This is a genomic window from Streptomyces sp. NPDC056161 (genome assembly GCF_042268025.1).
Taxonomy (GTDB): Bacteria; Actinomycetota; Actinomycetes; order Streptomycetales; family Streptomycetaceae; genus Streptomyces.
Window position 1 is genome coordinate 13,514 of record NZ_JBHJUV010000045.1, and the last position, 26,752, is coordinate 40,265.

Here is a 26,752-nt window from a genome sequence, read left to right on the forward strand (position 1 = left end):
GTGAAGGAGGCCGTCGTGAGTCGAGTGCGCCCTGGGGCCGCGGCGTCCCGTGGTGCTCTGACGAGTGTCGCGGCGGGGGAGTCCTACGAGGAGCCGAAGGACCTGCCGCGCCTGTGGCACGTCACCCTCAGCGTCTGCGGCGACGAGGTGCCCCTGAAGGAGCTGCGCCGCGGCCTCGAACAACTCGCCCATGACCACCCCTTCCTGCTGACCAGCAGATACGCGCCCGATCACGCCGAGATCCGCTACTGGGAGGAAGCCCGCGACCTGCACGACGCGGCGGCCGTGGCGCTGCGCCTGTGGGGCGAGCACCGCCAGACCGCGGGGCTGCCCCCGTGGGAGATCGTCGGCCTGGAGGTCATCGACCGCGAGACCTACCACCAGCGCATCTCGGAGGGCTACGGCCCGGCACCCGCCACCCCCGTAGGGGTTCATCCCTTTTGACCCCGTCTCGCGGTGTGGAACGAGCAGGGTCCGGGCCCGGACCGCGCACTACCCTTCCTTCATGACCACGCTCTCGCCGTACGACGCCATGTCCCCGGTCGTCCAGGCCGCCTACCGGGCCCAGGCCGCCGCCGCCGACCTCGCGCCGCTGCCGCGCGCCGTGAAGGACGACGCGCTGCTCGCCATCGCCGACGCCCTGGAGGTACGGACCAGCGAGATCGTCGAGGCCAACGCCAAGGACGTGGCCAAGGCCCGCGAGGCCGGCACCAGCGAGGCGATCATCGACCGGCTGACCCTCACCCCCGAGCGGGTGCGCGCCATCGCCGCCGACGTCCGGGACGTCGTCGCACTGCCCGACCCGGTCGGCGAGGTCGTGCGCGGCTCCACCCTCCCCAACGGCATCGATCTGCGCCAGGTCCGCGTCCCGCTCGGCGTGGTCGGCATCATCTACGAGGCCCGCCCGAACGTCACCGTCGACGCCGCCGCCCTCTGCCTGAAGTCCGGCAACGCGGTCCTGCTGCGCGGCTCGGCCTCCGCCTACGAGTCGAACACCGCCCTCGTCCGGGTGCTCAGGGACGCCGTCGGCGGGGCCGGACTGCCCGCCGACGCCGTGCAGCTGGTGCCCGGGGAGAGCCGTGAGAGCGTCCGCGAGCTGATGCGCGCCCGCGGCCTGGTCGACGTCCTCATCCCGCGCGGCGGCGCCTCCCTCATCCGGACGGTCGTCTCCGAGTCCACGGTGCCCGTCATCGAGACCGGCACCGGAAACTGCCACGTCTACGTCGATGCCGAGGCCGACCTCGACATGGCCGTCGAGATCCTGATCAACTCCAAGGCCCAGCGGGTCAGCGTCTGCAACGCCGCCGAGACCCTGCTCGTCCACCAGGACATCGCCGCCGCGTTCCTGCCGCGTGCCCTGGACGCCCTCGCCGAGGCCGGGGTCACCGTCCACGCCGACGAGCGCACCCTGGCCTGTGCCAAGGACTCCAAGGCGACCGTCGTCGAGGCCACCCCGGAGGACTGGGAGACCGAGTACCTCTCCCATGACATCGCCGTCGGGATCGTGGACTCGCTGGACCAGGCCGTCGGGCACATCCGGCTGTGGAGCTCCGGCCACACCGAGGCGATCGTCACCACCTCGCAGCAGGCCGCCCGCCGCTTCACCCAACTGGTCGACTCCACCACCGTCACCGTGAACGCCTCCACCCGCTTCACCGACGGCGGCCAGTTCGGCTTCGGCGCGGAGATCGGCATCTCCACGCAGAAGCTGCACGCCCGCGGCCCGATGGGCCTGCCGGAGCTGACCAGCACCAAGTACATCGTGACCGGCGACGGCCACGTACGCCGCTGACCGCGGAACCGGGCCTTGACCCGGCCCCGGCGGGGCCGCACCGGCGGCCCTGCGGGGCCCGGGGCATCGGCGGGCGGGGCCCGAGGCGTCGGGTGCGGCCGGCCCGGGGCATCCGGGGTGCGGCGGCCTCGGGACAGCGGGTCCGGAGCGCGTACTCGCGGGGATGTGCTCACGGAGCGTGAGCGGTCGCGTACCGGCGCCGCGCGGGCCGCGTGGGCCGGGGTGTCCGAGGGGCGTCTCAGCACGTGGATGAATTTCCATACCGTCTGCCCAAATTGACCCCTCAGGTCTACTCTGGATTCGTGCCGGAGGACGTGGGGGGCACGCCGTTCCCTGACGGCTGGGAGCCCGACGACGACCACGACCACGGGGTGTCGGACGAAGAGTTCGCCTCCGTGGTGTTCGACGAGGGCTTCGTACGGTCGGCAGTGGTGCACGAGCCGACCGCCGTCGAGCGCCTCCTTGCCGCCGCGCAGGCCAGAGCCGAGGCATCCGAGGCGGAGGCACGCCGCGCACACGCCAGAGGCGAGCGGTACGACGAGGCATACGGCCCCGACGGGCACGGTTTCGGCCATGACGGCGACCTCGACGACCCGGACGACCTCGACGCCCTGGAGGACCGCTACGGCCACCTGGGGTTCGGCAAGCACATCCGCTGGCACCGACCCGTCGCCTGGGTGCTCGCCGTGGTGATGGGCGTCGGCATGGTCGCCCTGGCCTTCGCGGCGGTCTACCGCGGCGCCTCCTCGGGCAACCGGGAGCACCAGGTGCCGGCACCCGCCTCCACCGGCCTCGAACAGGGCACGTCGGCTGCTCCCTCAGGGGCCGCCGAGTACTCCCCGCCGGCGGTCTCCGCGGTGCCCCGCACGCCCTGAGCGCCCGCGCACACCCCTGGTGAGAACCTGTCAGAACTTGTCGTGTACCAGGGCGTTTACCTGAGCCCCCTGAGACCTACTCTGAAAGTATGGGCGGGCCAGGAGACCCACCTGAGGGGACACCCAAGGGCGCTCCCGGTGGTGGAGAAGACGAATACCGATCCGTCGTGTTCGACGAGTCGTTCGTCCGCGCTGCACGCCTCCAGGAGTTCTCCGCACAGGAGCGCATGGCCGACCACGCACCCGCCGTGCGCCGTCGCCCGCCCCTGCGCCGCGGGCTGTCCCGGCAGGCCCTGATCCTCGTCATGCTGATCGCCGTCGCCTTCGGCACCGCGATCTACATGGGCGTACGCCACCCCTACGGCACACCCGACGCCCAGAAACCCGCCACCCCGCTGCGCATGACCGTCATCCCGCTCTCCCCGCAGGGCAAGGTACCCGGCGCGACCGACGCCGAATATCTGTACGATCACAGCCCCGCGGCGCAGTTCAGCGTCGGCGCCGAGGGGATACCGCTGCCCGTCACCCGGCGTACCGAGCACTTCTCCGACAGCCAGGTGCTGACCGCCCTGACCACGGCCAAGGACTACCTGGTCCACTCCTCGCTCTACCCCGAGGTGCTGGACTCCGGCCAGATCCAGCCCGCCCGCATGCTGGTCGACCCCGGCCAACTCGACCAGTTCGACCAGAGCTTCGAGCACCCCGCCGCGGACGGCAGGCACGCGCCCACCGGATGGCTGGTCCGCTTCGACCCCACCCGCGCCGAGCTGGCCGACCAGAAGATCCGGGTCCAGGGGTCGCTACAGGTCATCGAAGCGGATTCGGCCACCCTGGAGGTCAACGCCGACCACACCTTCGTCTACGCGCTGAGGCCCACCGGCTCCGGCGACAAGGCGCGGGTCTCCCTGTTCACGGTCCGGCGGGAGCTGACCTTCCGCTTCGACCAGGGCGACCTGCGCACCCGCCAGGTGCAGCTGATCACCTCTTCTGTCCAGGCGGGCCCGCTCTCCTGCGCCGAGGACTCCGCCGACCGGTTCCGCCCGCTCCTGGCCGGCCAGACCGCCAAGGCGGGTGGTCCGGCGGGCACGGACCCCTATGCGACGGACGGCACGACAGCCCTGTGCGGAACGCTGGCCACCGGGGCACAGCCGACACCATGACCCCGACGGCGAGGGGGAACCCGGGCCGCGACGGTGACGGGGGCGTCAGCGCGGTGGTTCCGGGGTCGTCAGGGTGGTGGTCACGAGCGCTGTCGGTGTGACGGTGGCGGGAGCCGTCGGCGTGGTGGTCACGCGGGCCGTCAGCGTGGTGGTCACGGGAGCCGTCGCCGTGACGGTGGCGGGAGCCGTTCCCGGGGCGGTGACGAGTGCCGTTGTGGGGGTGGTGGCGAGAGCTGTCGCCGTGGTGGCGGTGGGGTCAGCCGTCGCTCTCGCCGTCTCCGGGCGGTGTGTCCTTGGGCGGCGTGTCCCCGGGCGGAGTGTCCTTGGGCCGCTGGTCCTTCGGAGAGCTGGTGAAGCCGTCGAAGCCCCGCCGGACCCGGCTGCCCAGGTTCCCCGCCCCGCCCGCTATGTCCGAGACCAGCTTCATCAGCGGATCCCTGGAACTCTTCACGTCGTCGGCGTAACTGGCAGCCGACTCCTTGAACGAGTCGCTGACCGAGGCGTCCTTGTCCTCACCGCGTCGCGGATAGTGACCGTCCATGATCCGCTGGTAGTCGCGGGTCTCGGCCCACTTCTTCAGCTCGGCCGCGCGGACCGTGGTGAAGGGGTGGGAGCGCGGCAGCACGTTCAGGATCTTCAGTACCGAGTCGCGCAGGTCGCCGCCCGCCTCGTACTCCTCGGCCTGCTTCAGGAACGCGTCCACGTTCATCTCGTGCAGATGGTTGCCACCGGCTATCTTCATCAGGCCCCGCATCGAGGACCGCAGATCCTGCCCCACCAGGAGACCGGCCCGGTCCGCCGACAGCTCCGACTTGCGGAACCACTCCCGCAGCGCGGTCACGATCGCCATGATCGCGAGATTGCCCAGCGGAATCCAGGCCACCTTGAGCGCGAGGGTGGTCAGGAACAGCAGGATCGTGCGGTACACCGAGTGCCCCGACAGGGCGTGCCCCACCTCGTGGCCGACGACCGCCCGCATCTCCTCCTCGTCGAGCAGCTCGACCAGGCCGGTGGTGACGACGATGATCGGCTCGTCCAGACCGATGCACATCGCGTTCGGCTGCGGGTCCTGGTTCACGTACATCGCCGGGACCTTCTCCAGGTCCAGGATGTAGCAGGCGTCCCGCAGCATGTCGTTCAGATGCGCGAACTGCTGCTCCGAGACGCGCACCGAGTCGGACAGGAACAGCAGGCGCAGACTGCGCTCCGGAAGCAGCCCGCTGAGGGCCTTGAACACCGTGTCGAAGCCGCTCAGCCGCCGCAGCGCCACCAGGGCGCTGCGGTCGGCGGGGTGCTCGTACGCACGCGAGGAGATCCCGGGGAAGCGCCTGCGCTGCCTGCTCGGCACGTGCTCGTGCCCGTTGTGCTCATGGCCGCTGTCGGTCATGTCGTCCCCCATGTGCGTTGTGTGCCGATGAGCCCCCGAGGCAGGGCCCAGCCTAGGCGGAGATACCGTGGACGGGCAGTACAGCCGAAGGAGTCCACGTCATGGAGCACAACCCCGCAACCGCCCGGCTGGCCGAGGCCGCCGTCGCCGCACAACAACATGGGGCGGGGAATCTGCTCCGGATCGTCCTGGTGGTGATGGTTCTGGGCTGTGTGCTGACCGCGTGGTTCCTGCTGCGTGGGTACAAACAGAAGGACGACTGAGTCCCTGGGAAGGTTCCCCCGGCGTTCCCCGGTGAGCATCGGGGGGCGCCCTCCGCCGTGCCCAAGGTGGAGTCGGCGTGAGCGCCACAGCGGCGTCCCTTTACCATGAGCCGACATCTTTATCCCGCCCACACCGGATAGGTCCTGCCGAAGATGAGCTTCCACACCACTGCCGTCCAGTTGGTCACCGTCGCCGCCGAGGGCGAGGAGCGCGGCGGCAACCACCCCAGCCTCGACCCGCTCGTGACCGGTGGCAGCGCCTTCCTCGTCCTGCTTCTGCTGCTGTGGATCACCACCCGCTTCAACCGCGACCGCTGAGCCCGCCGGCCGGCCCCACGGCCGTATCCGGGGGTCTGGCGGGCGGGGCCCGGGGACCGGGCCGGTAGGGTCTGCACGCATGGGAGAGCAGGACATGCCTACCGGTCCGGCGTGCGACGCGGAGAACAGCACGGTGCGGACCCCGCAGCACAGGCCGGGCGGCGGCCCCGCGCACACCGGCAAGCGCCGTCTCGGTGTGATGGGCGGGACCTTCGACCCGATCCACCATGGGCACCTCGTGGCGGCCAGCGAGGTCGTCGCGCAGTTCCAGCTCGACGAGGTGGTGTTCGTGCCCACCGGCCAACCCTGGCAGAAGTCGCACCGGAAGGTCTCCCCGGCCGAGGACCGCTACCTGATGACGGTCATCGCGACCGCCGAGAACCCGCAGTTCTCGGTGAGCCGCATCGACATCGACCGCGGCGGCCCCACGTACACGGTGGACACCCTGCGCGACCTGCGCGCGCTCAATCCGGACACCGACCTCTTCTTCATCACCGGCGCCGACGCCCTCGCCCAACTGCTGACCTGGCGCGACACCGAGGAACTGTTCTCCCTCGCGCACTTCATCGGGGTGACCCGCCCCGGCCACCACCTGACCGACGCCGGGCTCCCGGAGGGCGGTGTCTCGCTCGTCGAAGTTCCCGCACTGGCCATCTCCTCCACAGACTGCCGTGGCAGAGTCGCCAAGGGGGATCCCATCTGGTACATGGTGCCGGACGGAGTCGTGCGCTACATCGCCAAGCGCGAGCTGTACCGCGGCGAGTGAGCCGAGAGGGGCACCGGTGAACGACCGAAACGACCCGGGGTACGGGAGCGACCAGTACGAACTCGTCGGCTATGACGAGTACGGACGGCCCGTGTACCGCCAGATCCCGGCCCAGCAGCCCCAGCAGCCGGCGTACGACCCGTACGCGCAGCAGGGCTACGGCTACGACCCGTACGCGACCGGACAGCAGCAGCGGCCCACGCCGACGTACGACCCGTACGACACCGGCCCGCAGCCCCAGGCCCCCTCCTACGGCTCCCAGGCCGGCTACGACCCGTACGGCACCGGCACGCACGCCACCGGCGGCACGGCGTCCCACGACGCCTACGGCTACGGGCAGGCGGCGAGCACCCAGCAGCCCCTGGTCGCCGAGCAGACCGCCCACATCCCGCAGCAGCCCGGCCCGGCCCAGGTGCCGGACGACGACGGCCCGGCCGCCCGTGAACGGGACTACCACACCGAGCAGTTCGCCTTCGTGGAGGAGCCGGACGGCGACTCCGAGGACGTCATCGACTGGCTGAAGTTCACGGAGAACCGCACCGAGCGCCGCGAGGAGGCCCGCCGCCGCGCCCGCAGCCGTGTCCTCGCCCTGGTCGTCGTCCTCGCCCTGGTCGTGGCCGGCGGCGTCGGTTACCTCTGGTACGCCGGAAAGCTGCCCGGCCTGCCCTCGTCGGGCGCCAAGGACGGCACCTCGACGGCGGTCGGCGACCAGAAGCGCGAGGTGATCGTCGTCCACCTGCACAACACCGCGAAGGGCGGCACCTCCACGGCGCTGCTCGTCGACAACAGCACCACCAAACAGGGCACCACCGTCCTGTTGCCCAACTCGCTCTCCCTGTCCGACGACTCCGGCGGCGTGACGACCCTCGCCAAATCGGTCGACGACGACGGCTCCGCCGGTACCCGCGACCAGCTCGACACCGTCCTCGGCACGAGCATCGAGGGCAGTTGGCGGCTCGACACCCCCTACCTGCAGAACCTCGTCGAACTCGTCGGCAACATCGACGTCGACACCAACGCCGACGTCCCCGACCCGGACAGCAAGAAGAAGGGCACCGCTCCCCTCGTCCACAAGGGCAAGGACCAGACCCTCAGCGGCAAGGCGGCCGTCGCCTACGCCACTTACCGCGCCACGGGCGAGTCCGACAACGCCCAGCTGGAGCGGTTCGGCCAGGTGCTCCAGGGCGTGCTGCGCAAGATGTCGTCCGACGCCGACGGCGCGACCGTCACCGTGCAGACGCTGGGGCAGATCATCGAGCCGCCGCTGTCCGACAAGAACCTCGGCGCCTTCCTCGCCAGGCTCGCCGACCTCGCCAAGGGCGGCGACTACAAGACGGCGCTGCTGCCCGTGCAGTCGGACGGCACACTGAGCGCCCAGACCAGCTCCGACGTCATCAAGAACATCCTCGGCGGCACCGCGAAAAGCCCCGACCAGGGTTCCGCCGTCCGGGTCTCCGTGCAGGACGCGACCGGCGTCAAGGGCGACTCGGACAAGGCCCGCGTGGTCCTCCTCAACGGCGGCTTCACCTTCCAGGACGGCGGCACCGACAGCACCGCCCAGGCCACGTCGAAGGTGCTCTACTCGGACACCTCCCACAAGGACGACGCCTCCGAGGTCGCCAAGACCCTGGGGCTGCCCGACAGCGCCGTGGCGAAGGGCACGGTCGGCTCGAACACCGACGTCTCGGTGGTCCTCGGCCAGGACTACAAGCCGTCGTCCTCCTGACGGACGGCACCGGAAGGCGGTGCGGGCACCCCAGGTGATCCGATAATCACGTGGGGTGCCCCGGACGGTCCGTGAGACCCTTGATGGCGAGTGACCGCCGACGAACTGTGCCGTGCGGGGGTCGCCCCACACTCCCGATCTCCGCCCCCGACCGAAAGCTACGTAGTGACCGCCACCGACCGTTCCCTCGAACTCGTCAACACCGCTGCCCAGGCAGCCGCCGACAAGCTCGCCCACGACGTCATCGCCTACGACGTGAGCGATGTCCTGTCGATCACGGACGCCTTCCTGTTGGCCTCCGCGCCCAACGACCGCCAGGTCAAGTCGATCGTCGACGAGATCGAGGAGCGGCTCCAGAAGGAGCTCGGCGTCAAACCGGTGCGCCGCGAAGGAGACCGTGAGGCCCGCTGGATCCTGCTGGACTACGTCGACATCGTCGTCCACGTCCAGCACAGCGAGGAGCGCATCTTCTACGCCCTGGAGCGGCTGTGGAAGGACTGCCCCGAGATCGAGCTGCCGGCCGACGCCAAGGCCACCCGGGGCAAGGCCGAGGAGTACGCCCGGCAGCAGGCCGCCGAGGACACGGCCGAAACACAGGGCGAATGGCGATGAGCGCCACCGGCGAGGTGACCGACCGTGTCGGCCGGGGGCGGCGCGTCATCCTGTGGCGGCACGGTCAGACCGCCTGGAACGTGGAGCGCCGCTTCCAGGGCACCACAGACGTCGAGCTGACCGCGGTCGGTATCGGCCAGGCCCGCCGCGCCGCCCGGCTGCTCGCCTCCCTGCGGCCCGACGCGATCGTCGCCTCGGACCTTCAACGGGCCACGGACACCGCCGCCGAGCTGTCCGCGCTCACCGGCCTCCACGTCACCCGGGACGAGGCGCTGCGCGAGACCTACGCGGGCGTCTGGCAGGGGCTGACGCACGAGGAGATCATCGCCCGCCACGGCGAGGAGTACGCCGCCTGGAAGCGCGGCGAGCCGGTCCGCCGCGGCGGCGGCGAACTGGAGACCGAGGTCGCCGACCGGGCGGCCCCGGTCGTGCTGCGGCACGCCGAGAAGCTGCCCGAGGACGGCACCCTCGTGGTGGTCAGCCACGGCGGCACCATCCGCACCACCATCGGGCGCCTCCTCGGCCTGGAGGCCCAGCACTGGGAGAGTCTCGGCGGTCTCTCCAACTGCTGCTGGTCCGTCCTCGGCGAGGGCGCCCGCGGCTGGCGCCTCCTGGAGCACAACGCGGGCACCCTCCCGGAGGCCGTCCTCGGCGACGACGACTGAGCCTGTCGGAGGGGGGACGTGGATTTCACTTTCCGGCAGGTCACAGGCTAAAGTTCTTCTTGTTCGCCCCGCCAAACGGGGCGGGACACCATGCGGCTCACTGCGTGGAACAAGGGGCTATAGCTCAGTTGGTAGAGCGCCTGCATGGCATGCAGGAGGTCAGGAGTTCAATTCTCCTTAGCTCCACTGATCGACACTCTGTTGAGTTGTCAAAGATCGGTGATGAGGATCCCGTCCCCTTCAGTGGGCGGGATTTTCTTCGTTCCATGGACAGATGATTTCGGCGCCCCCCCTCGTCCGTCGGCGGCACAGCCGCTGTCCGCACTCGCTCAGCGACGCTCTCCTCCCGCGCGCCTCGCCGCTCTCCGTACGCGGGCCACGATCCGGCACTCCGGCACTCCGGCATCCCGTCGAGCGACAGCGACTGCGACGTCATCCGCAGCTCACCGACCGCCCTGTGACGGAACGTCTTCACCCGTGGCCCCGGCGATGCCACGGCGGCGCTCGCCCACAACTCGGCGAGGTGCGGACCGGCCGCCGCGGGCGCGCCCATGAAAACGCGGCAAGCCCGGACCGGCGGCGTGCTCCCGCCCGCCCCGCCATCACCTCACGCGTCGTCATGCGCCGCGTCATTCCTTCCCCCGCCATCGCTCCCCGCCCTTCCTCGTCCTTCCGCCGTCGTACCCCACATCACATCGCCGGCGCCCGACTTGTCCGCTGCCGGCTGCCGACAGCACCGGCATCGGCGGCCTCTCGGCACCCGCACCGGCGTGTCACCAGGCTCGACGGCATGACGACGGCATCCCGGCTGAACCAGGTCCCGCATCCGTTTCGAGCCCTGAGGACAGTGAACTACCCGCCACTGACAATGGGCCCCGGCTGCCGCTCGCGCTCGTGCTCACAGCCCTTTTCGTGACGGTCTTCGACATCGTCATCACGAACGTCGTCCGCCGGCCAGGACGGCCGCGCCCGCTGCCGTGTCCGGACTGGTACTGAGGCGTCGCTGACCGTATTGGCCTGGCCGTGGCAGAATCAAACCGCCGGTAGGGGGCGCGGCCCGACGGGAGGGAGTAGCGATGCCTGCGAGCATCCTTGAGGAGGTCGGCCACCTCCTCGACGCGGCGTTGATACGGGACACGGCCACCCGGCTCGACTGCCCCTCCTGTGGTTCCGCGCATGTGGCCCAAGTCCTGGGCGACAACGGCGGAATCTCGTACGTGTGCACGGCCTGCGGCCACAGCTGGAGCTGATCGATGGGTGCACACCGGCGAAAGTGCGATTGGTGCGGGCACGGCACGCCGATCGTCCGAGACATGGAGCCGATCAACCCGGATTACCAGTACTGGTGCGAGGAATGCGCGCGGGCGCTGATCATAAAGGGCGACCCCATCGAGACGTACCGCGAACTGGAGGGTGAACCGATCTACGGCCGCCTCCTGGAGGAGCACTGCACCCTCAAGCGGTTCTACTCGTTCGTCACTGCCTGACCGGCGCCGGGCGTAGGCGACGATGTCCGCCCCAGGCGGTGTCCGGCGAGGACGAGGAACAGCAGACCGCACGCCCCGTAGAGGGCCGACAGCATCAACTCGGCGCCCCCTTGGTGCAGTTCGGGCCGTCCACTGCCGTGCGGCACCCACCACAGACCGTACGAACAGAACACGGCCGCGCAGGCCACGGCCGTCACTCGGTGGCCGTCGCACCACAGCACCACCACCAGGGGCACGCACCACACCCAGTGGTGCGACCACGACACGGGGCTGACCAGCAGCGCCGTCACCGCGCAGGCGACCACCGCCCAGGAGCGTCGCCCCCGCAGCTCCGCGGTGATCGCGAGCCACAGCCCGGCCACGGCCGTCAGGGCCGCCAGCAGCGCCCAGAGGCCGCCCGGCGCACCGGTGTGCAGCAGCCGGGCCAGAACGCCGCGCAGGGCCTGGTTGGCGGTGTCCTCGGCGTGCCCCACCCGGCCGGTGCGGAACACCATGTCGGTCCAGAAACGCCACGAGTCGTACGGCAGGACGGCCACCGCCAGCAGGGTCGCGCCGGTGAAAGCGACGACCGCCCCGCGCGCGTGCCTCAGCCACGGCCCCCCGTCGCCGCCCCTGAGGCGCGCCACGACGCCGGTGGCGACCAGGAAGACCACGAACAGCGCGGGTGTCAGCTTGACGGCGGCGGCCAGCCCGAGAGCGGCGCCCGCCCAGCGGTTCGGGCCGCCGGCGGAGCGGCGCGAGAGGTCCCACAGCACCAGGACGGCGAGCAGCAGATTGATCTGTCCGTAGCGCAGCGTCGTCCAGACCGGTTCGCACCACACGGCCGCCGCGGCGATCCACCAGACGCTCTCCACGCGCGCGTGCCCGACGAGTCCCAGCGACAGCCGTACCAGCACCACCAGGAGGACCAGGTTTCCCAGCGTGGCCAGGACGCGCAGCTGGGCGGACTCCAGCAGGGTCAGCGGCGTGAACACCAGGGCCGCGAACGGCGGGTACGTGGTGGGCAGCCCTACCTTGGTCGCCCGCAGGGCGTACAGATCGCCTCCCGCGCGAACGGTCGCTCCCTCGGCCCGGTACACCAGCAGGTCGATCATCGACACGTGTGCGGCGCACTGCGCGATCCAGAACGCGGCCAAGGAGACCAGGCACGCCCCCAGGGCGACCGGCACGCGACGGCGGGTTCCGGAGGGCGCGATCACGATCATGAAGGGCGACAATAGCTGCCGTACCGCCGCAGAAAGGAAACGATTTGGTGGTGCACCCCGTCGACCGTGTAATGTTGGCGTCGCCGCCAGGGAGATCGGGCGGCACGGTCGGCAAGCGGCTTGGCCGCGTGACCGCGAGGGGCTATAGCTCAGTTGGTAGAGCGCCTGCATGGCATGCAGGAGGTCAGGAGTTCAATTCTCCTTAGCTCCACAGAACGAGAAAGCGGATCATCCGAATGGATGGTTCGCTTTCTGCGTATGCGGGGTCCGTTCGTGCGGCGGCCCGTTCGGGTGCGGCCGGCGGGCCACCCGGGCCCGGACGACCCCGCCGTTCACGTGCTCGGCGGCCCAGGCCGCGTCGACCACGGCCCTGGGAGGGGCCGGAAGGTTGGCGCGGGACGTCCCGCGGCCCCGGCGCGGCGTCCAGTCCACGTAGATCTTCTGGGATCTTCTGGGGTGGATCCCACTGCCGCACTCCGAGCGGCGTCGAACCCATCAGTACGAGGTTTGAGTCATTGCGTGGCGCCAAAGGACGACGCGAGTGTTGCGACGCCCCTTGGCGGGTGTTACGCGAAGTAACAACTTCATGTGGTTCAGTGCTCGTCGTGTCGACCAGGCGTACGGAAGCCCGTCGCGGCTCGCTCAAGGGCTGCGGTAGTCTGTCGCCATGCGTGCCGTACGCCTTCTGCTTAGCGGGCCGCGCTGATCAGTCCCGACCGCCGGTGAATCCCGTGGTCGGCATCGGCGCGGCGTCCCCTCCTGTGTGAGGGGATTTTTCGTTTCCGCAGGCAGAGACGACCTATGGAGCTTTGAGGATCATGAGCGAGACGAACCCCGCCGCTTCCGCCACGTCGGCGGAGGTGGCGCCGAACCGCTACACGGCTGCCATGGCCGCTGACATCGAGGCACGCTGGCAGGACTTCTGGGACGCCGAGGGCACGTACGCCGCGCCGAACCCCAAGGGTGACCTGGCCGGCGATCCCGCGACGGTCGCCGAGCCCAAGAAGTTCATCATGGACATGTTCCCGTACCCCTCCGGTGCGGGCCTGCACGTCGGTCACCCCCTGGGCTACATCGCCACCGACGTCTTCGCCCGGTTCCAGCGGATGACCGGCCACAACGTCCTGCACACCCTGGGCTTCGACGCCTTCGGCCTGCCCGCGGAGCAGTACGCCGTGCAGACCGGCACGCACCCGCGCGTGTCCACCGAGGCCAACATCGAGAACATGAAGTCCCAGCTGCGCCGGCTGGGACTGGGCCACGACAAGCGCCGGTCCTTCGCCACGATCGACCCGGACTACTACAAGTGGACCCAGTGGATCTTCCTGCAGATCTTCAACTCCTGGTACGACGACGAAGCCGCCAAGGCCCGCCCGATCTCCCAGCTGATCGCCCAGTTCGAGTCCGGTGAGCGGGCCGTACCGGGCCACACGCGCGCGTGGCACGAGCTGACCGCCGCCGAGCGCGCCGACGTCCTGGGTGACTTCCGCCTGGCCTACGCCTCCGACGCGCCCGTCAACTGGTGCCCCGGCCTGGGCACCGTGCTGGCCAACGAGGAGGTCACCGCCGACGGCCGCTCCGAGCGCGGCAACTTCCCGGTCTTCAAGGCCAAGCTGCGGCAGTGGAACATGCGCATCACCGCGTACGCCGACCGGCTGCTGACGGACCTGGAGGAGCTGGACTGGCCCGAGGCCATCAAGCTGCAGCAGCGCAACTGGATCGGCCGCTCCGAGGGCGCCCGCGTCGACTTCCCGATCGACGGCGAGCACATCACGATCTTCACCACCCGCCAGGACACCCTGTTCGGCGCGACGTACATGGTGCTGGCCCCCGAGCACCCGCTGGTCGAGAAGTTCACCCCGGCGGCCTGGCCCGAGGGGACCCACGCCGTGTGGACCGGCGGCCACACCACGCCCGCCGACGCCGTCGCCGCCTACCGCGCGCAGGCCGCCGCCAAGTCGGACGTGGAACGCCAGGCCGAGGCCAAGGACAAGACAGGTGTCTTCACCGGCGCCTTCGCCACCAACCCGGTCAACGGCGAGAAGATCCCCGTCTTCATCGCCGACTACGTACTGATGGGCTACGGCACCGGCGCGATCATGGCCGTCCCGGCTCACGACACCCGTGACTTCGCCTTCGCGCGCGCCTTCGAGCTGCCGATCCGGTGCGTCGTCGAGCCGTCCGACGGCCGCGACACCGACCCGTCCACCTGGGACGACGCCTTCGCCTCGTACGACGCGAAGATCGTCAACTCCTCCGGTGAGGACGTGAAGCTGGACGGCCTGGGCGTCGCCGACGCCAAGGCGCGCATCACCGAGTGGCTGGAGCGCAAGGGCATCGGCGAGGGCACCGTCAACTTCCGGCTGCGTGACTGGCTGTTCAGCCGCCAGCGCTACTGGGGCGAGCCCTTCCCGATCGTCTACGACGAGGACGGCACCGCCCACGCGCTGCCCGAGTCGATGCTGCCCCTGGCGCTGCCCGAGGTCGAGGACTACTCGCCGCGCACCTTCGACCCGGACGACGCCGACACCCGGCCCGAGACGCCGCTGTCGCGCAACGCGGACTGGGTCAACGTCACCCTGGACCTGGGCGACGGGCCGAAGAAGTACCGCCGCGAGACCAACACCATGCCCAACTGGGCCGGTTCCTGCTGGTACGAGCTGCGCTACCTGGACCCGCACAACGACCGGAAACTGGTCGACCCCGAGATCGAGCGGTACTGGATGGGCCCGCGCGAGGGCATGCCGCACGGCGGCGTCGACCTGTACGTCGGCGGCGCCGAGCACGCCGTACTGCACCTGCTGTACGCCCGCTTCTGGTCCAAGGTCCTGTACGACCTGGGGCACGTCTCCTCCGCGGAGCCGTTCCACAAGCTGTTCAACCAGGGCATGATCCAGGCGTACGTCTACCGCGACAGCCGCGGCATCGCGGTGCCCGCCGCCGAGGTGGAGGAGCGCGACGGCGCCTACTACTACCAGGGCGAGAAGGTCACCCGTCTGCTGGGCAAGATGGGCAAGTCCCTGAAGAACGCGGTGACGCCCGACGAGATCTGCGCCGAGTACGGGGCCGACACGCTGCGCCTGTACGAGATGGCGATGGGGCCCCTGGACGTGTCCCGGCCGTGGGACACGCGCGCGGTGGTCGGCCAGTTCCGCCTGTTGCAGCGGCTGTGGCGCAACATCGTCGACGAGACGACCGGGGAGGTCACCGTCTCCGACGCGGAACCCGACGAGGAGACGCTGCGCGCCCTGCACAAGACGATCGACGGCGTCCGGCAGGACCTGGAGGGCCTGCGCTTCAACACCGCCATCGCCAAGGTCACGGAGCTGAACAACCACCTGACCAAGGTGTACGGAGGAGGGGCCGCGGGAGCGTCGGCTGAGGCCGGTGGCGGGCGGCGGACCGGCACGGTGCCGCGGTCGGTCGCCGAGGCGCTGGTCCTGATGGTCGCGCCGCTGGCCCCGCACATCGCCGAGGAACTGTGGCACCGGCTGGGGCGCATCGACACCGTCGTCCACCGGGACTTCCCGGTCGCCGACCCGGCGTACGTCGTCGACGAGACCGTGACCTGCGTCGTCCAGGTCAAGGGCAAGGTCAAGGCCCGTCTGGAGGTTCCGCCGGGCATCTCCGAGCAGGAACTGGAGAAGGCGGCACTGGCCGACGAGAAGGTCGTCGCCGCACTGGAGGGTGCCGCCATCCGCAAGGTGATCGTGCGGGCGCCGAAGCTGGTGAACATCGTCCCGGCGTAAGCGCGGGGACGGCTGGGACGCATGCGCGGGGACGCCGCCTCCGGGGCGTCCCCTACGGGCAGGTTCGGGGTTTTTCTGGAACCCCGGGCCTGCCTGTTGCGTTTACCGTGGAGGAGCGGGGCGGGTCGCGTCGCGAGGTCGGAGGAGGAGCGTCGTGGAAGCAGTGATCGCAGTGTTCGCCGTGCTCTTTCTGCTCTGCGTCCTTCTGGGCGGGTATGTCACGATCAAGGCGATCGGCGCGGCCAAACGGGGCATCGACCGTACGGTCACACAGGCCCGTCGCACGGTCGAGGACCACACGTTGCGTGCGAAGTCCTTCGCCCAGCCGGGCCCGGTCGGCGAGGTGGCCAAGCTCCGGCTCGACCTGCGCACCTCGATGCGGGCCACGCAGGACACGCTGCGCGCGGGCGTGGCGGAGGACACGGCGCTGCGGGAATCGCTCGGTCTCTTCGAGCGGCTGAGCGCGCACGGGCAGGAACTGGACCACGAACTCAAGCGCCTGGAGTCGGAGCCGGACCGGGCCACGCTCGCCGCGCGCCTGCCCGAACTGCGCCGGCGCACCGAGCGGATCACCCAGTCCGCGGACGCGCTGCGGTGGGCCGCCCTCGACCGCGCGCAGCGCTTCGGTGAAGACGACCTGGACGCGCTGAGCGCGCAGATCGACGTCGAGGCGGGCGCGCTGCGGCACTGGCAGCGCGACGAGCCGACACCTCCCGCGGCTTCTCCGACCCAGCCCGGACAGCAGCCGGGACCCGCGTCGTCCGCGTCGCCCCCATGGCCCGAAGTCCCCGCAGGCGACGGCTCGAACGGCCCGCAGACCTGGTCCCGGTCCGAGCGATCCGAACCCGCGGGGGAACAACCCCGCCCGGCCATCAAACCGCCCGGCGGGCGTCCGGCCTACCCGTGGCAGAAGAAGCCACGGCCCGAGAGCACCACCTGATCTCACCGGCACCCGGCGCAGGTGTGAGGGGGCGGGCTGCGATGCGGGCTATACGCCAGGTAACCTCCAGCTCATGTCCCGCCATGTCGCGATCGTCACCGATTCAACGGCCTACCTGCCGCCCCGGACGATGGAGCGGCATGGCATCACCGCGGTACCCCTGACCGTGGTCCTCGGCGACCAGGCGCTCGAAGAGGGCACCGAGATCTCGACCCGTTCCCTGGCCCAGGCACTGCAGAAACGGCGCCCCGTCACCACCTCCCGCCCCAGCCCGTCGATGTTCGCGGAGACCTACCGCGCGGTGGCCGAGTCCGGCGCCACGGGCATCGTCTCGCTGCACCTCTCCGCCGAGTTGTCGGGTACGTACGACGCCGCAGTCGTCGCGGCCCGTGAGGCTCCGGTGCCGGTCCGGGTGGTGGACACCGGGATGGTCGCGATGGCTCTCGGTTTCTGCGCGCTCGCCGCCGCCGGGACGGCGGAGTCGGGCGGCACGATGGACGAGGCCGTCACCGCGGCCGAGAAACGGGCCGCGGGCACCTCCGCCTACTTCTACGTCGACACGCTCGACTATCTGCGCCGCGGCGGCCGCATCGGCGCCGCGGCGGCCCTGTTGGGCTCCGCCCTCGCCGTGAAACCGCTGCTGCAACTGGAAGGCGGCCGCATCGAGCTGCTGGAGAAGGTGCGTACGGCGTCGAAGGCGATCGCCCGCCTGGAGGAGATCGTCGTCGAGCGGGTGGGCGGCGCCGAGGCCGACATCGCCGTCCACCATCTCGCCGCACCCGATCGGGCTTCGGCCCTCGCCGAACGGCTGCGAGCACGGGTACCTGGGCTGGCCGACCTGCACGTCAGCGAGGTCGGAGCGGTGATCGGCGCGCACACCGGGCCCGGGTTGCTCGGCGCCGTCGTCTCGCCGAGGTGACGGGCATGCGCGGGGGACGGCCAACCCGTGACTCCTGTAGCTGTAGCTGTAGCTGTAGCTGTAGCTGTAGCTGTAGCCGGCCGTGCCGTGCACTCGTGTGGGTGATGGGGTTTTCCACAACCGGCGGGTAATCCCCGGGAATTGAGCAAGATCATCGCGAACCGTCGGGATGCCCGATCCTCGTCGCATGTCACTTCGATCACACTCACGCATCACGACCCCGACCAGCGGACCGGGCCGCGGTCCCGCCTCCGACGGCCGCACCCGGCAGCGGCGTCCACCTGTTCACCGCTACGCCCGCCGACGGCACGCACGGGCGGAGGAACTGCGCCGCCGCGCGGAAATCCTCTTCGGCGAACGCGCTGAGGTAGGCCGGACATGGAAGGAACGCGGGGAGCCGGACGAAGGCCGACAGCCGGGTGAACCCCGTGGATCTGGTGAACCCCGTGGATCGGATGAACGGCGGGGATCGGTTGAACGCCAGAAGCCGGTTGTCAGCCAGAAGGCGCTCGCACGCATGGAGCCGGGCGCGCGCCGCGGATCGGGCGCGCGCAGCGAGTCCGGCGGGTGCCGGGAGCCAATTGCGCCTCGGGAGTCGGGCCATGGACCGCCGGTTGCACGGTCTCGTGTTCCTCCGCCGACGCTGACCGGCAGGGTGTGCGCAACAGCACCCGGCATGAATCCGGCGCGGCCGGCGGCCATGCCCGCGCCGCCGAAGCCCGATGCCATGACTGGGGTGAACATCCTACGAGCGGACGACCCGGGTGACCCGGGTGACCCGGATGACCGGGATGACCGGGATCATGCAGGCCGCTGGCATGGCCCGGACGATCCGGGTGACTCGGACGACCTGGACGAGTCGGCCACACCGGGCTGGCGGGAGCGCATCGGGATTGCCCTGCGGGAGCGGATGCCGGTGTGGTTGCAGGCCAGGTGCGGACTGGAGCGACGGGGTGTGATCGCGCTCTCGGTGTTGCTCGCCGTGGCCGCAGTGTTCGCCGTGCAGCACTTCTGGACCGGTCGCACCCAGTCCGTACGCGCACCGGAAGTGGTAAGGGCGCAGACGCCGTTCGCTGTAGAGGCCAAGGGCGCGGAGGGCGGGCGGGGTGAGGAGAGTGAGGCGGGTGGGAGGGCCGGTGCGGGCGGAAGTCCGGGGCCGGGGGCTTTGGCCGGAGCTGTGCAGGGGGCCGTGGGCGCGGAGATCGTGGTCGACGTCAGCGGGAAGGTCCGCAAGCCCGGAATCCATCGGCTGCCTGCGGGTTCACGGGTCGTCGACGCCCTGAGCGCGGCGGGCGGAGTGCGTCCGGGCACGGACACCGACGGCCTCAACCGGGCTCGTTTCCTGGTGGACGGTGAGCAGATCGTCGTCGGCGCTCCGGGGGCGGCGGCCGGACCCGGATTCGGCGGGGCGACCGGATCGGATCCGGCGGGCATCGCGCCGGGAGCGGGTGCCCCGGCGGCCCCGGTCCCGCTGAACACGGCCACCGTGGACCAACTCGACGCCCTGCCCGGGGTGGGCCCCGTGCTGGCCCGGCACATCATCGAGTACCGCACCCAGCACGGCGGATTCCGCTCCGTCGACGAACTCCGCGAGGTCAACGGCATCGGCGACCGGCGCTTCGCCGACCTGAGGAATCTGGTGCTGCCATGAACCGCGAGCCCAGCGCCCTGAATCCCGCCGCTCCTGAGCCCGCCGCTCCTGAGCCCGCCGCTCCTGAGCCCGCTGCTCCTGAGCCCGCTGCTCTTGAACCCACTGCTCCTCAGCCCACGGCTCCTCAACCCACCGCCCCTCAACCCACCGCCCCTCAGGCGACCACCTCTGAACTCACTGCCTCTGAGGCCACTGCCTCTCGGCGTACCGCCCTTGGGCCCATGCTGTCCGATGCCACGGTGTCCGGAGGCGCCGATGGCCGACCCGTCACCGCCGCCATCTCCATGAACACACCGTCCACCCGCCCCGCCGTGCACGCGGCCTCCGGGCGCCGACTCGGCGACGCGCACCCCCGCCAGGAGGGGCCGACGGATCTGCGTCTCGTGCCGCCCGCGCTGGCGGCCTGGGTGACGGCGGCGGTCACGTTGGACACCCCACCGCCATGGACTGCCGGAGTCGCGGTCGGAGCGCTGATCGTGGCGCTCGTGCTGCTGCTGACCCGTAGCGGCCGGGTCGGCCCTCGCCGCGCGACAGGGCAGGCGAACGGCCCGCCCGTGGATTCCCCGCCGCCGGCGAGCCCGCCCGCCTGGTTCACCTGGCCCCGGACCTCGGTAGCCGCCGTACTGCTGTGCGTGGCCGCGGCGGCCGTGTCCGGCGGACTGCACGGGGCGGACACCCACCGGGGACCGGTGCCGGAGCTGGCCCGCCGCTATGCCACGGTGACCGCGGAGGTCCGGCTCGGCTCCGACCCCTGGCTCAGCAGACCACGGGTGCGAGGCGACCACACCGCCCCGGCCGCCGTGCTGGCCTACGCCGAGGTACGGCGCGTGGAGCGGACCGATGGGACGGCGATGACGACCCGGGCACCCGTGCTGATGATCGTGGACGCGGACGTCCCGGCACCGGCGCGCCCGGATGCCCCGGCAACGGTGCGTCCGGACGTTCCGGGGCCCGGACGTGCCTCCGAAGGCGGCCCGCGCCGTGCGCGTTCGGCTTGGCTCGGTCTGTTGCCCTCGACCCGGTTGCGAGTGAGTGCGCGGCTGGCCCCCGTGCTGGCGGACGGCGACGGGCTGGCCGCCGTGCTACGGGTCACGGAGGCTCAGGCGCCGGAGATCGTGGACGAACCGAACGGGCCGCAGCGACTGGCGGGCCGGCTGCGGGCCGGGCTGCGTACGGCGACCGAGGGACTGTCCGCCGACGCGCGGGCGCTGCTGCCCGGACTGGTCGTCGGGGACACCTCTCGCATCACCCCCGAGTTGGACGAGGCATTCAAGGAGACGGATCTGGCCCACACGCTGGCCGTCTCCGGAAGCAATCTCACCATCCTGCTCATCCTGCTCGTCGGACCGCCCGGCCTGGCGGCGCACGCCGAACGCCGCGGACTCGCGCCGCGCCTCGGGCTCTCACTGCGGAGCACGGCACTGCTCGCGGGGACGCTCACGCTCGGTTTCGTCGTCGTGTGCCGCCCCGATCCGAGCGTGCTGCGGGCGGCGGCCTGCGGAGCCGTGGCGCTGGTGGCCCTGGCCACCGGACGCCGCCGGTCCCTGGTCCCCGCGCTGGCGACGGCCGTACTGCTGCTGGTCCTCTACGATCCGTGGCTGGCCCGCAGCTACGGTTTCCTGCTGTCGGTGCTGGCGACCGGTGCGTTGCTGGTGCTCGCGCCGGGATGGAGCGCATCGCTGCGCAGACGCGGGGTGCCGCGGCGGGTGGCGGAGGCATTGGCCGCGGCCGCCGCGGCGCAGGCCGTGTGTGCGCCGGTCGTCGCCGTGCTGTCGGCGCGGGTGAGCCTGGTGGCGGTGCCGTGCAACCTGCTCGCCGAGATCGCCGTCGCGCCCGCCACGGTGCTGGGATTCGCGGCGCTGGCCACCGCGCCGCTGGCGATGCCCGTGGCCAAGGCGCTCGCCTGGTGTGCGAGTTGGCCGGCCGACTGGATCGCGCGGGTCGCCCGGACCGGGGCCGCGCTGCCCGGTGGGGGAGTGGACTGGCCGGGCAACTGGACGGGGGCGCTGCTGCTCGCCGCGGTCACGGTGACCGTCGTGCTGGTCGGACGGCGGCTGCTGCGGCACCCGTGGTGGTGCGGGGTCTGCGTACTGCTGCTCCTGCTGTTGGTGATACGGCCGGTGCCGCTCACCCGGGTGATCACGGGCTGGCCGCCGTCCGGCTGGAAGTACGCGATGTGTGACGTCGGGCAGGGAGACGCGACGGTTCTCGCGGTGGGCGAGGGCAGCGGGGTGGTCGTGGACGCGGGACCCGATCCGAAACTGGTCGACCGCTGCCTGCGGGACCTCGGCATCACCCGTGTCCCGCTCCTGCTGATCACCCATTTCCACGCCGACCATGTCGCGGGACTGCCCGGTGTGCTGCGCGGGCGCTCGGTGGCCGCGATCGAGACGACCGGCTTCGAAGAACCCGCGGAGCAGGTGGAGTTCGTGAGGAGGGAGGCGGCTCGGCGGCATGTCCCGGTGGCCCGCGCCGTCGCCGGAGAACGGCGGCGCACCGGTCCGCTCACCTGGCAGGTGCTGTGGCCGCCGCCGGGCCGGGGACCGGAACCGGACGGTCCGAACGATGCGAGCGTGGCGTTGCTCGTCCGGTCGGCCGGGCTGCGACTGCTGCTGCTCGGCGACTTGGAACCGCCGGCCCAGCAGGCGCTGTCGAGGTCTCCGGCGGCGGCCGGGCTGGCCCGGGTGGACGTGCTCAAGGTCGCTCACCACGGCTCGGCCTACCAGGACCCCGAGCTGATACGGCTGGTGGCACCGCGGGTGGCGCTGGTCTCGTGCGGCGTGGACAACCCGTACGGCCATCCGGCGCCCAGCACCGTGGCGGCGCTGCGGGCGGCGGGGGCGGTGGTGCTGCGCACGGACCGGGACGGTTCGCTCGCGGTCGCCGGATCGGGCGAGTCGGGTGGGGAACTGCGGGTGACGCGCGAGTGAGGACTGGACACCCCGTGAGCTGTGCCCGGCGCAAGCGGTCGACGGTCATCGCGTGGTGGCGAGGACGAGGGAGGCGGTGGCGAGGCCGAGGTAGCCGACCGGGAAGGCGATGTTGTGGTACACGCGCCTGCGGACGTGTGCCGCGACGGCGCCCAGGAAGAACAGGACGAGTCCCACCGCGGCCGCGACGCCGAGGGGCCGGGCGCCCAGGAGCCCGAGCAGGAGTCCGGCGGCCCCGGCTGCCTTGGCCGTGGCGAGCCAGGGGAGCCAGGCCCGCGGCAGCCCCACCTCGGCCGAGTTGGCGAGGACGAATCCGGCCCGCAGCAGGTCCGCGACGGCGATCCCGGCGTTGGCCACGACGGTGACGACGGTGACGATCAGATAGGCGGTGATCATGAGCCTCCCCTTTCGGCCGGGTGCATCGCGCGCGGGTGCGGGTAGCTGCCCACGCATCTGCGAAAAGCCTTGCCGATCCCCCGTTTGGCGTCCAATACCTGCATCTATAACCTGAAAGCATGGATGTGGACACCCGGCTGCTGCGTTCCTTCGTCGCCGTGGCGGAGACGGGGAGTCTGACCCGTGCGGCAGAGCAGCTGTTCCTCTCCCAGCCGGCGCTGACCAAGCAGATCAAGCAGTTGGAGGGCAGGCTCGGGGTACGGCTGTTCACCCGGTCCCGGTCCGGGATGGCCCTCACCGAACCGGGCCGGGCCCTGGCGGAGCGGGCGCCCGCCCTGCTGGCCGACTGGGACCGGTTGCTGCGGGAGACGAAGGGGACGGCCGCACGGGCGGCCCGTGTGCTGCGGGTGGGCTTCCTGGCCAGCGCCGCCAACGAGGCGACCCAGCGCATCGTCACGGAGTTCGGCCGGCGCCGGCCGGGCTGGCGGGCCGACATGCGACAGGCCGCGTGGTCGAACCCGACGGCCGGGCTCGCCGATGGCGACGCCGATGTCGCCCTGCTGCGGTTGCCCTTCCCCGGCCAGGAGACCCTGCGGGTGGCGGTGCTGTTCAGCGAGCCACGCTGGATCGCGCTCCCGGCGGGACACCGTTTCGCCGCGCGTGACCGGATTGCGTTCCGGGACCTGTGGGACGAACCGTTCGTGGCGGCCTCACCCGAATCGGGGGCCTGGCGGGACTACTGGCTGGCCGCGGGTGAACGCGAGGGCCACCCGGTCCGCGTCGGCGCCGTCACCGACCTGCCCGACGACTGGTTGAGCGCGATCGCCAACGGCTACGGCATCGCCCTCGCCCCCGAATCCGCCGCCCGCTACTACGCCCGGCCCGGCATCGTCTACCGACCTGTCAGCGGTGTCAGCCCCAGCCGGGTCGGTGTCGCGTGGGCGCCCGCCGGCGACTCCAACCCTGTGGTTCAGGACTTCGTCAGGTCCTGTCTGACCGCCGGTTCCCCGCAGGCCGGGACCGGGACGCAGGCTGGGACGGAGACCGGGACCGGGACGCAGGCTGAGGCAGAGTCCGCACTCGGAGCCAAGGCCGAGCCCGAGCCCGAGCCCGAGCCCGAGTCCGAGCCCGGCGCCAAGGCCAAGCCCGAGCCCGGCACCAAGTCCAAGCCCGGCGCATGATTGTGCATCCGGTGGATGCGCGCGGAGCCAAGGCGGGTGGCCGGACGCGGACGGAGACGCGGCTGCGGACGCGGATATGGATGTGGAAGCGGATGCAGGGGCTTTCGGCAGCGCGGACGATGTCCGTGGCCCGGGTCCCGATTCCCCGCAACGCCGCAGACATTCCTGTGTGTTGACTGTGTGAAATTGGAATCCGTCCGACCAATCCATCCACAGACGGTAAGTCGCTGCTACTCGTACGTAGTCCCATCACATGTGCTGGATTCCTTTGATGTGGGCCCGTGTTGCCTCGAATACCGCATCGGTGATCGAATGCATCTTCGGTAGCAGGAGATGTCGAGGAGCACGGGGGGTCGTAGATGTTCGGCCGATTGCTGGGAAATCGTATGAACCGGGCACATCGGGCAAATCCGCTCGCGGCGATCCATACCCCACCCGACGCCGGGGTGCTCAGCTGCCGGGTGCTCGACCCGGTCAACGAGCCGGTTGCGCACGCGGAGTTCGCGGTCAGTGACGCCATGGGGCGCACGCTGGTCACCGGCGGCACCGACCCCTACGGGTCGTTCATGACGACGGTGCCGGCCGGCGAGTACCGGCTTGCGGTCTCCGCCGACGGCTACACGCCCTACCGGGCGACCACGCTGGTCGGTGAGAACTCGCTGGCCTCGCTGGGTGATGTGACCCTCCAGGTCGCCGCGCCGCCGGACCTGCCGGTGCCGGGTGACTGGGAGATCGAGCCCACGCATTCCTCGATCGCCTTCACCGCGCGGCATATCGGGCTGGCCCGGATCCACGGACGGTTCAACACCTTCGCCGGGGCGGTGCGGATCGCCGATTCGGTGGAGCAGTCCGCGATGCACGTGGTGATCGACGCGGCGTCCATCGACACGAACGTACAGATGCGTGACGACCACCTGCGTTCGGCGGACTTCCTGGACGTGCAGCGCTTTCCGACGCTGGAGTTCTACAGCGAGCGGTGCGTGCACCGGGGTGGCAGCCGGTGGGCCGTCACCGGCGCGCTCTCGCTGCACGGGGTGACGCGTACGGTCACGCTCGACACGGAGTACCTCGGACTCGGCAACGGCATGGAGGGCGAGACGCGCGCGGCCTGCCGGGCCACCACGGAACTGCACCGGGACGACTTCACCGTGAGCTGGCAGACGATGCTGGCCCGGGGCATCGCAGTGGTCGGACCGAGCATCCAGATCGACCTCGACGTGCAACTGGTGCCCAAGAGCTGACATCCGGGCCGGTCGTCCGGCACCGCCGCGTCACCGGACAATGGCTCCGTGAGCGATGTGAGACATGTGCTGGTGCTGCCCGACCGCGATGCCGCGCACGAGGTGGCGGAAGCGCTCGGGGAGCGGTTCGGCGTCGTCGAGGAGCCGCGGCTGGTGCGCGACGCGCTGGCCGGTGAGGACGATGCCGAGGACGCCCAGTGGCTCGTCGTCCTGCGGGACGAGGAGCAACGGCTGGACCCGGCGGAACTGGACGCGCTGGCGGGGGAGTGGGAGGGCTGGCGGGAGGAGCCCTAGCGAGTGCTCCCGCGTCGGCTCGCCGCCCCCGTTGTCAGTGGCCCGTGCGATGCTTGTCGCGATGGCCAGGAAGACCGCTCATGACGACCCTCTCGCCCCGGTGACGCTTGCCGTGGGCCAGGAGGACCTCCTGCTCGACCGTGCCGTTCAGGAGGTGGTGGCCGCCGCCAGGGCCGCCGACGCCGACACGGACGTACGCGACCTGACACCGGACCAGCTCCAGCCCGGCACGCTCGCCGAGCTGACCAGCCCGTCGCTCTTCGCGGAGCGCAAGGTGGTGGTCGTACGCAACGCGCAGGATCTTTCGGCCGACACCGTCAAGGACGTGAAGACCTATCTCGGGGCGCCGGCCGAGGAGATCACGCTCGTGCTGCTGCACGCGGGGGGCGCCAAGGGCAAGGGGCTGCTCGACGCCGCGCGCAAGGCGGGGGCGCGGGAGGTGGCCTGCCCGAAGATGACCAAGCCGGCGGACCGGCTCGCCTTCCTGCGGAGCGAGTTCCGCACGCTCGGCCGGTCGGCGACGCCCGAGGCGTGCCAGGCGCTGGTCGACGCGATAGGGAGCGATCTGCGGGAGCTGGCGTCCGCGGTGGCGCAACTGGTCGCGGACATCGAGGGGACGATCGACGAGGCGGTCGTCGGGCGGTACTACACGGGCCGTGCCGAGGCGTCGAGCTTCACGGTGGCGGACCGGGCCGTCGAGGGGAGGACGGCGGAGGCGTTGGAGGCGCTGCGCTGGTCGCTGGCGACCGGGGTCGCGCCCGTGCTGATCACCAGTGCGCTGGCGCAGGGCGTGCGGGCGATCGGGAAGCTGTCGTCGGCGCGCGGCGGGCGGCCCGCCGACCTCGCCCGGGAGCTGGGGATGCCGCCGTGGAAGATCGACCGGGTGCGGCAGCAGATGCGGGGGTGGACGCCCGACGGAGTGGCGGCGGCCCTGCGGGCCGTGGCCGAGGCGGACGCCGGAGTGAAGGGGGGCGGCGACGATCCCGAGTACGCACTGGAGAAGGCCGTCGTGACCATCGCGCGTGCGGCGCGGTCGCGGGGCCGGGGATGATCGGCGGTCTGAAGCGCGGGCCGGGGCGATGACCGGCGTGCCTGACGCGCGGGGCCGGCCCCGGACGGATCGAAAGCCGACCGAAGCGGACCTCACAGACCTCAGAGACCTCAGACCTCACGGACCTCAGGGGCCTCAGAGACC

Annotated in this window: 23 protein-coding genes, 2 tRNA genes and 2 pseudogenes; 23 read left to right on the forward strand and 4 right to left on the reverse strand. The window is 71.1% G+C overall.

Annotation, left to right across the window (positions count from 1 at the left end; genetic code table 11):
* Positions 1-15: 15 nt before the first annotated feature.
* The 4 genes from ACFC09_RS33110 to ACFC09_RS33125 all read left to right on the forward strand — a co-directional run bounded on the left by ACFC09_RS33110 (position 16) and on the right by ACFC09_RS33125 (position 3,827).
* On the forward strand, positions 16-444 hold the full coding sequence (locus ACFC09_RS33110; RefSeq protein ID WP_376534351.1) for a hypothetical protein: 429 nt from the start codon (positions 16-18) through the stop codon (positions 442-444).
* A 61-nt stretch (positions 445-505) separates the two neighbouring features.
* A complete protein-coding gene (locus ACFC09_RS33115; protein WP_376534353.1) occupies positions 506-1,792 on the forward strand; it encodes a glutamate-5-semialdehyde dehydrogenase in 1,287 nt (428 codons plus the stop codon).
* A gap of 275 nt (positions 1,793-2,067) precedes the next feature.
* Positions 2,068-2,667 (forward strand): hypothetical protein, encoded by a 600-nt coding sequence (locus ACFC09_RS33120; protein ID WP_376534355.1) that lies wholly within the window; start codon positions 2,068-2,070, stop codon positions 2,665-2,667.
* Positions 2,668-2,756: 89 nt separating this feature from the next.
* A complete protein-coding gene (locus tag ACFC09_RS33125; RefSeq protein ID WP_376534357.1) occupies positions 2,757-3,827 on the forward strand; it encodes a hypothetical protein in 1,071 nt (356 codons plus the stop codon).
* Positions 3,828-4,083: 256 nt separating this feature from the next.
* Here ACFC09_RS33125 and ACFC09_RS33130 read toward each other — a convergent pair whose 3' ends face one another.
* Positions 4,084-5,214, reverse strand: a complete 1,131-nt coding sequence (locus ACFC09_RS33130; protein ID WP_376534459.1) for a M48 family metallopeptidase — start codon at positions 5,212-5,214, stop codon at positions 4,084-4,086.
* A 101-nt stretch (positions 5,215-5,315) separates the two neighbouring features.
* Here ACFC09_RS33130 and ACFC09_RS33135 point away from each other — a divergent pair, with 101 nt between their 5' ends.
* The 7 genes from ACFC09_RS33135 (at position 5,316) to ACFC09_RS33165 (ending at position 9,750) form a co-directional block, all read left to right on the forward strand.
* Positions 5,316-5,477 carry a hypothetical protein gene (locus ACFC09_RS33135; protein WP_376534359.1) on the forward strand — a complete coding sequence of 54 codons (162 nt, stop codon included), beginning with the start codon at positions 5,316-5,318 and terminating at the stop codon, positions 5,475-5,477.
* Between the two features lie 153 nt (positions 5,478-5,630).
* Positions 5,631-5,795 (forward strand): hypothetical protein, encoded by a 165-nt coding sequence (locus ACFC09_RS33140; protein ID WP_376534361.1) that lies wholly within the window; start codon positions 5,631-5,633, stop codon positions 5,793-5,795.
* A gap of 79 nt (positions 5,796-5,874) precedes the next feature.
* Positions 5,875-6,561, forward strand: a complete 687-nt coding sequence (nadD, locus tag ACFC09_RS33145) for a nicotinate-nucleotide adenylyltransferase (protein WP_376534363.1) — start codon at positions 5,875-5,877, stop codon at positions 6,559-6,561.
* A 16-nt stretch (positions 6,562-6,577) separates the two neighbouring features.
* Positions 6,578-8,287: an LCP family protein gene (locus ACFC09_RS33150; RefSeq protein ID WP_376534365.1), complete on the forward strand. Its 1,710-nt coding sequence runs from the start codon at positions 6,578-6,580 to the stop codon at positions 8,285-8,287.
* A 165-nt stretch (positions 8,288-8,452) separates the two neighbouring features.
* Complete coding sequence (gene rsfS / locus ACFC09_RS33155) at positions 8,453-8,899, forward strand: ribosome silencing factor (RefSeq protein ID WP_376534367.1); 447 nt, start codon at positions 8,453-8,455, stop codon at positions 8,897-8,899.
* A complete protein-coding gene (locus ACFC09_RS33160; protein WP_376534369.1) occupies positions 8,890-9,564 on the forward strand; it encodes a histidine phosphatase family protein in 675 nt (224 codons plus the stop codon). Before rsfS ends, ACFC09_RS33160 begins: the two co-directional genes overlap by 10 nt.
* 113 nt (positions 9,565-9,677) lie before the next feature.
* Positions 9,678-9,750, forward strand: a tRNA-Ala gene (locus ACFC09_RS33165).
* A 271-nt stretch (positions 9,751-10,021) separates the two neighbouring features.
* On the opposite strand, the pseudogene ACFC09_RS33170 reads toward ACFC09_RS33165, so the two are convergent.
* A pseudogene (locus ACFC09_RS33170) lies at positions 10,022-10,117 on the reverse strand (transcriptional regulator); the annotation flags it as partial.
* A 523-nt stretch (positions 10,118-10,640) separates the two neighbouring features.
* Between ACFC09_RS33170 and ACFC09_RS33175 the strand changes: the two are divergent.
* Positions 10,641-10,814 carry a hypothetical protein gene (locus ACFC09_RS33175; RefSeq protein ID WP_376534371.1) on the forward strand — a complete coding sequence of 58 codons (174 nt, stop codon included), beginning with the start codon at positions 10,641-10,643 and terminating at the stop codon, positions 10,812-10,814.
* A 3-nt stretch (positions 10,815-10,817) separates the two neighbouring features.
* The gene (locus ACFC09_RS33180) at positions 10,818-11,051 is read left to right on the forward strand and encodes a hypothetical protein (RefSeq protein WP_376534373.1); all 234 of its coding nucleotides are present in this window, start codon (positions 10,818-10,820) and stop codon (positions 11,049-11,051) included.
* Here ACFC09_RS33180 and ACFC09_RS33185 read toward each other — a convergent pair.
* A complete protein-coding gene (locus ACFC09_RS33185) occupies positions 11,030-12,256 on the reverse strand; it encodes a glycosyltransferase 87 family protein (protein WP_376534375.1) in 1,227 nt (408 codons plus the stop codon). The two genes, ACFC09_RS33180 and ACFC09_RS33185, sit on opposite strands and share 22 nt — an antisense overlap.
* A 138-nt stretch (positions 12,257-12,394) precedes the next feature.
* On the opposite strand from ACFC09_RS33185, the gene ACFC09_RS33190 reads away from it, so the two are divergent.
* The 6 genes from ACFC09_RS33190 to ACFC09_RS33215 all read left to right on the forward strand — a co-directional run bounded on the left by ACFC09_RS33190 (position 12,395) and on the right by ACFC09_RS33215 (position 22,445).
* Positions 12,395-12,467, forward strand: a tRNA-Ala gene (locus ACFC09_RS33190).
* Positions 12,468-13,074: 607 nt separating this feature from the next.
* Positions 13,075-16,005, forward strand: a complete 2,931-nt coding sequence (leuS, locus tag ACFC09_RS33195; protein ID WP_376534377.1) for a leucine--tRNA ligase — start codon at positions 13,075-13,077, stop codon at positions 16,003-16,005.
* Positions 16,006-16,159: 154 nt separating this feature from the next.
* A complete protein-coding gene (locus ACFC09_RS33200; protein ID WP_376534379.1) occupies positions 16,160-16,945 on the forward strand; it encodes a hypothetical protein in 786 nt (261 codons plus the stop codon).
* A 73-nt stretch (positions 16,946-17,018) separates the two neighbouring features.
* Positions 17,019-17,864, forward strand: a complete 846-nt coding sequence (locus ACFC09_RS33205; RefSeq protein WP_376534381.1) for a DegV family protein — start codon at positions 17,019-17,021, stop codon at positions 17,862-17,864.
* A 736-nt stretch (positions 17,865-18,600) separates the two neighbouring features.
* Positions 18,601-19,515, forward strand: coding sequence for a helix-hairpin-helix domain-containing protein (locus tag ACFC09_RS33210; RefSeq protein ID WP_376534383.1), 915 nt, complete (start codon positions 18,601-18,603; stop codon positions 19,513-19,515).
* 221 nt (positions 19,516-19,736) lie between these two features.
* Positions 19,737-22,445 carry a ComEC/Rec2 family competence protein gene (locus ACFC09_RS33215; RefSeq protein WP_376534385.1) on the forward strand — a complete coding sequence of 903 codons (2,709 nt, stop codon included), beginning with the start codon at positions 19,737-19,739 and terminating at the stop codon, positions 22,443-22,445.
* Between the two features lie 45 nt (positions 22,446-22,490).
* Here the strand turns inward: ACFC09_RS33215 and ACFC09_RS33220 are convergent, their stop codons facing one another.
* Positions 22,491-22,841, reverse strand: a complete 351-nt coding sequence (locus tag ACFC09_RS33220; RefSeq protein ID WP_376534387.1) for a DoxX family protein — start codon at positions 22,839-22,841, stop codon at positions 22,491-22,493.
* A gap of 119 nt (positions 22,842-22,960) precedes the next feature.
* On the opposite strand from ACFC09_RS33220, the pseudogene ACFC09_RS33225 reads away from it, so the two are divergent.
* The 4 genes and pseudogenes from ACFC09_RS33225 to holA all read left to right on the forward strand — a co-directional run.
* Positions 22,961-23,842: pseudogene (locus ACFC09_RS33225) on the forward strand (LysR family transcriptional regulator); the annotation flags it as partial.
* A 539-nt stretch (positions 23,843-24,381) separates the two neighbouring features.
* On the forward strand, positions 24,382-25,263 hold the full coding sequence (locus ACFC09_RS33230; protein WP_376534389.1) for a YceI family protein: 882 nt from the start codon (positions 24,382-24,384) through the stop codon (positions 25,261-25,263).
* A gap of 48 nt (positions 25,264-25,311) precedes the next feature.
* Positions 25,312-25,557, forward strand: a complete 246-nt coding sequence (locus ACFC09_RS33235; RefSeq protein WP_376534391.1) for a hypothetical protein — start codon at positions 25,312-25,314, stop codon at positions 25,555-25,557.
* Between the two features lie 61 nt (positions 25,558-25,618).
* On the forward strand, positions 25,619-26,608 hold the full coding sequence (gene holA, locus ACFC09_RS33240; protein ID WP_376534393.1) for a DNA polymerase III subunit delta: 990 nt from the start codon (positions 25,619-25,621) through the stop codon (positions 26,606-26,608).
* Positions 26,609-26,752 lie beyond the last annotated feature (144 nt).